The sequence below is a fragment of the Flavobacterium frigoris genome (assembly GCF_900111075.1).
GTDB lineage: Bacteria > Bacteroidota > Bacteroidia > Flavobacteriales > Flavobacteriaceae > Flavobacterium > Flavobacterium frigoris.
The window spans coordinates 61,834-68,241 of sequence record NZ_FOFZ01000017.1 but is presented as its reverse complement, the minus strand read 5'-3'; the positions used below and the strand labels follow the sequence as shown (position 1 = coordinate 68,241).

Annotated in this window: 6 protein-coding genes; 2 read left to right on the top strand and 4 right to left on the bottom strand. The window is 34.6% G+C overall.

Annotated elements, in window-relative coordinates:
• Positions 1–227: 227 nt before the first annotated feature.
• The 4 genes from BMW63_RS16095 to BMW63_RS16080 all read right to left on the bottom strand — a co-directional run bounded on the left by BMW63_RS16095 (position 228) and on the right by BMW63_RS16080 (position 3,720).
• A complete protein-coding gene (locus BMW63_RS16095) occupies positions 228–1,244 on the bottom strand; it encodes a M28 family peptidase (protein ID WP_074724483.1) in 1,017 nt (338 codons plus the stop codon).
• Between the two features lie 7 nt (positions 1,245–1,251).
• A complete protein-coding gene (locus BMW63_RS16090) occupies positions 1,252–2,235 on the bottom strand; it encodes a DUF3667 domain-containing protein (protein ID WP_074724482.1) in 984 nt (327 codons plus the stop codon).
• A 127-nt stretch (positions 2,236–2,362) separates the two neighbouring features.
• Positions 2,363–3,136 carry a dienelactone hydrolase family protein gene (locus BMW63_RS16085; RefSeq protein WP_074724481.1) on the bottom strand — a complete coding sequence of 258 codons (774 nt, stop codon included), beginning with the start codon at positions 3,134–3,136 and terminating at the stop codon, positions 2,363–2,365.
• A 131-nt stretch (positions 3,137–3,267) separates the two neighbouring features.
• The gene (locus tag BMW63_RS16080) at positions 3,268–3,720 is read right to left on the bottom strand and encodes an Lrp/AsnC family transcriptional regulator (protein ID WP_074724480.1); all 453 of its coding nucleotides are present in this window, start codon (positions 3,718–3,720) and stop codon (positions 3,268–3,270) included.
• A 230-nt stretch (positions 3,721–3,950) separates the two neighbouring features.
• On the opposite strand from BMW63_RS16080, the gene rocD reads away from it, so the two are divergent.
• A complete protein-coding gene (gene rocD / locus BMW63_RS16075) occupies positions 3,951–5,234 on the top strand; it encodes an ornithine--oxo-acid transaminase (RefSeq protein WP_074724479.1) in 1,284 nt (427 codons plus the stop codon).
• Positions 5,235–5,243: 9 nt separating this feature from the next.
• Entirely contained in the window at positions 5,244–6,206 is a 963-nt protein-coding gene (gene rocF, locus BMW63_RS16070) for an arginase (RefSeq protein WP_074724478.1), read from the top strand.
• The last annotated feature ends 202 nt before the right edge of the window (positions 6,207–6,408 follow it).

Here is a 6,408-nt window from a genome sequence, read left to right as displayed (position 1 = left end):
TTGATTAGTTCGCTATAACAATCTTGCATTTGGTATAATTTGGAAACACAAAGATCTAGATTTTAATATTTCCCCACAACAATATGTCTTGATCCTTTTTTTGCACCAGGGATAAAAGTGGAAATCCTCTCTGGTCTCGTTTTCAGAACGAGACCAGAGAGATTGAAACGGATAGCCCGGTCTCGCTGGAACGCTAGTGGAAGCGAGGAGGTGCCCAAATTCTAAATCTATTTTTTATCTACAACGGGTCTATTTTCTCTATTAGCCAATTCCCATGCCATCGTAAAAGCCAGTCGCGCTCTCTTTGTTAAGGCATCGTATTCGATTTTGTCTGGTGTATCTGATTTTTGATGATAATCAGCATGAACACCATTAAATAAGAAAACGGAAGGAACACCATGCTTTGCGAAGTTATAATGATCAGAACGCTCGTAAAAATGATTTGGATCTGCAGAATCATTATATTTATAGTCCAGATCCATTTGGACATACTTTTTATTTGCCGTGGCGGTGATAATATCTAAATCACTTGACAGACGATCTGCCCCGATTACGTAGACATAGTTATTCGTATTGGCATGTGCCGCATCCCGACGGCCTATCATATCGATATTGATATCTGTAATAGTGTTTTCCATGGGGAACAAAGGGTTCTCCGAGTAATAGCTAGAACCTAATAAACCATGTTCTTCGCCTGTTACATGTAAAAACATGATTGAACGTTTAGGACCGTGACCGTCTTTTTTTGCTTTTTGAAATGCTTCGGAAATTTCTAATAATGCAACCGTTCCTGAACCGTCGTCATCAGCGCCATTATAGACATCTCCATTTTTTACTCCCACATGATCGTAATGCGCAGAGATAACTACGATTTCGTTAGGTTTCTCTGAACCTTCTATAAAGGCCCATATATTCTCAGAATCGGGTAGACTTTGATCTCGCTTGGCATTCAAAAAGGCAGCAGGAACTTTTTGGTAGAAGTTAGTCGCTCCTTTAGGAAATGAAATGTTATTTTTTACATATTGACTGATTAGGTAAGTTCCAGCTCTTTTTTGTCCTGCAGAACCAGTTTCCCGGCCTTCCATTCCGTCAGCTGCCACAATGTAAAGATGTGTTTTTAGCTCATTAGCAGTAATGGTATTCATATATTTTGTAGGATCAGAATTATCTGCTGATTTAGTAACTTTTGTGCTACTGCACGATAGCGTAGTGGCCAACACAAATAGAGAAAATATTTTTTTCATTTAGGGGTTATTTTAGATTGATGACAGTGTAAAATGCAAATAGGGTAATAATTATAGATACTATTATGAAGTTGATGATAAAAATAAGACTACTTTTTAGAAAGGAAATCATTCGTGTTTCTTCGTAAAATCGACGATGAGCAGGGAAAAAATAGTAGACCATCCAACCGTATCCCATGAAATTCAAAGTTACTGTAATAAATTCAAGTGCTGCTGATTCTTGAAATAAGGATAGGAATTTATTGGCTAGAAAGAGTATTAAAAAAATCAATAATAGAAATGAAAAATAATGCAAGGTAAAAATACCATGATCAAAATAATACCATCGCTTTTTGCCATGAAATACCCATAGGCTGAAGGCGAAGAACGGCATGAATATAAAGAGAACTTTAGGTAGATTATGCACAAATGATTCGATAAATTTACCCATCATTTCTTTGTTCGTACTGTTTTCTTTGACAATTAGAATTTTTGTGGCTATCCAATATTTAAAATCGGATAGTTTTTCAGACTCAGATGCCTGTTTCTGAATAGAGTCTAATTCTTTTAAAGAACTATAGGTTATATTGCCAAATTTGACGCGTTCTTTTTCTTTTTTTGTAGCGTTAGCAGTTGGTAAGTCAAAATCTATAGTTACGTTTTTTTCTCCACTATTATGTACTATTTCAGAGTCGTGACTAGAAAAAAGAGCAATCAATAAAAAGGTAATAAAACTGATAAAAATATAGAGACGTACCGGTGCTAAATATGACAATCGTTTTCCAGAAAGATAGGCTTTGGTTAAAGTTGCTGGTTTGAATAAAAGATTTTTTATGGTCTTCCAAAAAGCATTTTCGTAGTGCGTTAAATCTTCAAAAAAATGAATGAATAAATGATGGAAAGTTTTTCTCGTATTTGTATTTTCTTGTCCGCAATTAGAGCAGAAGCGATTTTCTACTACGTATCTACAATTCAAACAGGTTTTGTCTTTTCTTAAAGTACCTTTACTCATAAACAGTTAATTGGTTTTATGGAATTAGTAGGTATTATTATTGCTAAAAAGCATGGAACTATTAATACTCATGTGCAATATTAGTACAATTTGAGCTTTAATAGTTACATGCTGTAAGAGAAAAGTACTATTTTTTTAATACCTCATTCAGGAAAAGTTTTAAATGTTCGAAAGAACGTCTTGCAGCTGTGGCATTGTAAGCAGCCCCTTTTGAATTATCATTTCCATATTCCGGATTGGTAAAGCCATGAACTGCGTCTGCATAATATATCATTTGCCAATCCGCTTTTGTGTCACGCATTTCCTGTTGAAAGGCTGTAATTTCTGCTGCAGATTCGTAAGGATCATCAGCTCCGTGACAAACCAAGACTTTAGCGGTAATCGCTTCAGTAGGTCTTGTAGCATCTCTGCCTAAACCACCATGAAAGGAAACCACTCCTTTTACATTGAGATGCCCACGAGCAGCTTCAAGTACCCCTGTTCCTCCAAAGCAATATCCAATAACTACAATATTATCGGGATTAGCACCAGCCTTAATCAATTGTTCCAAGGCTAATGAAATTCTTGTTTGATATTCCTTGTAGTTGGTTTTATAATAACTGGATTTTTGGCCTGCTTCAGCATTATCTTTCGGGTAATTCCCTTCTCCATAAATATCTGCTACGAAGGAGTAGTACCCCAAATTAGCCAAATCTCCTGCAATATCCTTAGATGCTTTGTCAATTCCATGCCATGCAGGAAGAATCAAAATCCCCGGTTTTTGGTCGCTTTTCTTTTTTGGCGCAATTTTAAAACCATTTAAAACCTGACTTCCGTCTTTATAAACAACTGCTTTTAATTGACCAAAAGAGGCGTTTGAGTATATAAGAACTCCCAAAATAAAATATTTTAAATTTTTCATTGTATGTTATTTGTTTATACAAATATCAGAAATAAAAATAAATATTTAACTTTATACTATAGAATAAATTGATGTATGTATCTCTTTATTTGAGAAAAGTGCCAAATTTCAGTAATTTTGTAAACAAAATATTACAATGAAATATTTCTTTTAAAGGCACAGCCTAATTCAATCATGGAGTCCGTTTTTGCAATCCCCTGAATGGTGTCAATTTTTTCATAGAGTAATTTTCTCATGTGCTCATGGTCACGTGCAATCATTTTTATATACAAGGTATAAGAACCTGTAATGTAATAACACTCCGTTACTTCCGGGATTTTTTTAAGTTCTTCTATAATTCTGCTTGAATCTTCATCTTTATTTAAAGTAATCCCAGTAAAAGCGCCCCAATCATAGCCTATTTTTTTTTCGTTGATGATGGGTTTGATTCCCGTAATGATTCCTTGCTCCATCATACGATTGATACGCTGATGGACCATAGTATTTGATATTTTTAATGTTGCAGCTATTGCCGAATAGGCCATACGACCATCTTTTTCTAATTCTTTTATGATGTTAATGTCGAATTCATCTAATGTATCCATGGATTTTTCTTTAAATTTAAATGCGTAACTTTAGTAGCTATAAAAGTAATTGTTTTTTTTCTTTTTCAGTTAGAAATATAGATCTAATTTATGAAAAATGACTTTTAAAATAGTGTATTTATATAAAATTAACTTTTTACTACAGTAAATAAGTCAAAACCATTGATTTTTGTTGTGAAACACAAAAATATTTGTATTTTTGTATTCTAAGCATTAAAAAATAATAGATCATGGAACACACACATCAAGGACTTTCTTCTAAAGCAGAAGCGTTAATAGAAAAAGAAAATAAATATGGAGCTCATAATTATCATCCATTACCGGTAGTTCTTGACAAAGGTGAAGGGGTTTTTGTTTGGGATGTTGATGGTAAAAAATATTATGATTTCTTGTCTGCATATTCCGCAGTAAATCAAGGACATTGTCATCCAAAAATTGTTGGAGCAATGGTAAAGCAAGCACAAACCTTGACTTTAACATCTAGAGCATTTCACAATGACCAGTTAGGAGTTTTTGAAGAATATGTGACTAAATATTTCAATTTTGACAAAGTGTTACCTATGAATACAGGTGCTGAAGCTGTTGAAACGGCTTTGAAATTATGTAGAAAATGGGCTTATGAAGTAAAAGGGATTCCTGAAAATCAAGCAGAAATTATTGTTTGTGAGAATAACTTTCATGGAAGAACAACGACAATCATTTCGTTTTCAAATGACGAAAATGCACGTAAAAACTTCGGTCCGTTTACAGATGGGTTTATCAAAATTGCCTATGATGATATTGACGCTCTAGAAGCAACTTTAAAATCAAGTAAAAATATTGCAGGATTTTTAGTAGAACCTATTCAAGGTGAAGCAGGAGTTTATGTTCCTAGCGAAGGTTATTTGGCTAAAGCCAAAGCACTTTGTGCAGCTCATAACGTTTTGTTCATAGCAGATGAAGTACAAACAGGAATAGCACGTACTGGTAGATTATTAGCAACTTGTGGCAATTGCTCTTGTACTAAAGGATGTGAAAATACGCCAGAAGTAAAACCAGATATCCTTATTTTAGGAAAAGCAATTTCAGGAGGAGTATATCCAGTTTCTGCCGTATTGGCAAATGATGGAATTATGAATGTCATCAAACCAGGTCAACATGGATCTACTTTTGGTGGAAATCCGGTTGCTGCCGCTGTTGCCGTTGCCGCTCTTGAAGTAGTTCGTGACGAAAATTTATCAGAAAACGCAGAACGTCTCGGAATCATATTGAGAAAAGGACTGAATGATATCGCTTCAAGAAATTCACTAATCAGTTTAGTGAGAGGAAAAGGATTGTTGAATGCAATAGTAATCGATTGTGATGAAGAATCTGATTTAGCTTGGCAAATTTGTTTGAAATTTAGAGACTACGGATTATTGGCTAAACCAACTCACGGGAATAAAATTAGATTTGCTCCGCCATTAGTAATTACGGAAGCTCAAATTCAAGACTGTCTTGCAATTATTGAAAAAGCACTTAACGATTTCAAATAAAAATTTGTTATGGAACGATTTGTAAAATTAATAAAAAACCGGTCAGATATTGGTGCGGGAACGCGAGGATCTGATTTAGGGGTTGATGCTATCGAAATTGCAGCTATCAATAAAAACAGTGATTATTTTAATCGATTTGAGTTTGAAGATGTGAAAACGCACAACGAAAGCATCTATGATAAAAATAGAAATAATTTTGCTAAAAGAATCGAACACGTTGTAGAACAATGTACGCGAGTTTCTTATGCTGTAAAGCATAATTTACAAGCGAATTATTTTCCTATTGTGCTTTCAGGTGATCACTCGTCAGCATTGGGAACGATAAGTGGAATTAAAGCGGTTTATCCAACAAAGACCATAGGTGTGGTTTGGATTGATGCGCATGCCGATTTACATTCGCCTTACACTTCTCCATCAGGAAATATTCATGGAATGCCTTTATCAGCAGCGCTGGGAGAAGATAATTTAGATTGTCAAATCAATGAAATTACTCCCGAAACAGTACAGCATTGGGAAGACATGAAAAACATTGGTACTCCTGGTACTAAAATACGTCCCGAAAATTTAATTTACTTTGGAGTTCGTGATACGGAAGAGGCAGAGAATAGCCAAATTGAAAAATTAGGGATTAGAAACTACATGGTAGATGAAGTACGCTATAGAGGACTTCAAACCTGCGTTTCTGAAGCATTGACTAAGCTGTCAAATTGTGATTTAATTTACATTTCGTTTGACGTAGATTCTATGGATTGTGATATGATTTCATATGGTACGGGAACCCCTGTTGCTAAAGGATTTGATCAACATGAAGTAATTGCGATCATCAATCAGATTATTAAAAGTAGAAAGGTAGTTTGTCTTGAAGTGGTAGAAGTAAATCCACTTTTGGATACTAAAGGAAATAAAATGGCAGAAACCGCTTTTGAGGTTTTAGAACAAGTGACTTCCACCATAGTTTTACCTATCGAATAGTAGTTTAAACTTTTCATTTTAAACATAAAATCCCAAAGCCTACTTGTTAGATTTTGGGATTTTTTTTATGAATTGGGTGCAAATTAATGGGCTGATTCGTTTTTAAAATCTATATTTTAGGAACCTTATTTAAATCTATTTTCAGGAGCTTTTCCCGTTATTCGCTACAACCCATTTGGTCTCAAACCCTTTTACTAGGCAC

Excerpts from the sequence above, each read along its gene's own strand:
- BMW63_RS16095 (WP_074724483.1), bottom strand. The coding sequence starts at position 1,244 with ATGAAAAAAATATTTTCTCTATTTGTGTTGGCCACTACGCTATCGTGC.
- BMW63_RS16090 (WP_074724482.1), bottom strand. The coding sequence starts at position 2,235 with ATGAGTAAAGGTACTTTAAGAAAAGACAAAACCTGTTTGAATTGTAGA.
- BMW63_RS16085 (WP_074724481.1), bottom strand. The coding sequence starts at position 3,136 with ATGAAAAATTTAAAATATTTTATTTTGGGAGTTCTTATATACTCAAAC.
- BMW63_RS16080 (WP_074724480.1), bottom strand. The coding sequence starts at position 3,720 with ATGGATACATTAGATGAATTCGACATTAACATCATAAAAGAATTAGAA.
- rocD (WP_074724479.1), top strand. The coding sequence starts at position 3,951 with ATGGAACACACACATCAAGGACTTTCTTCTAAAGCAGAAGCGTTAATA.
- rocF (WP_074724478.1), top strand. The coding sequence starts at position 5,244 with ATGGAACGATTTGTAAAATTAATAAAAAACCGGTCAGATATTGGTGCG.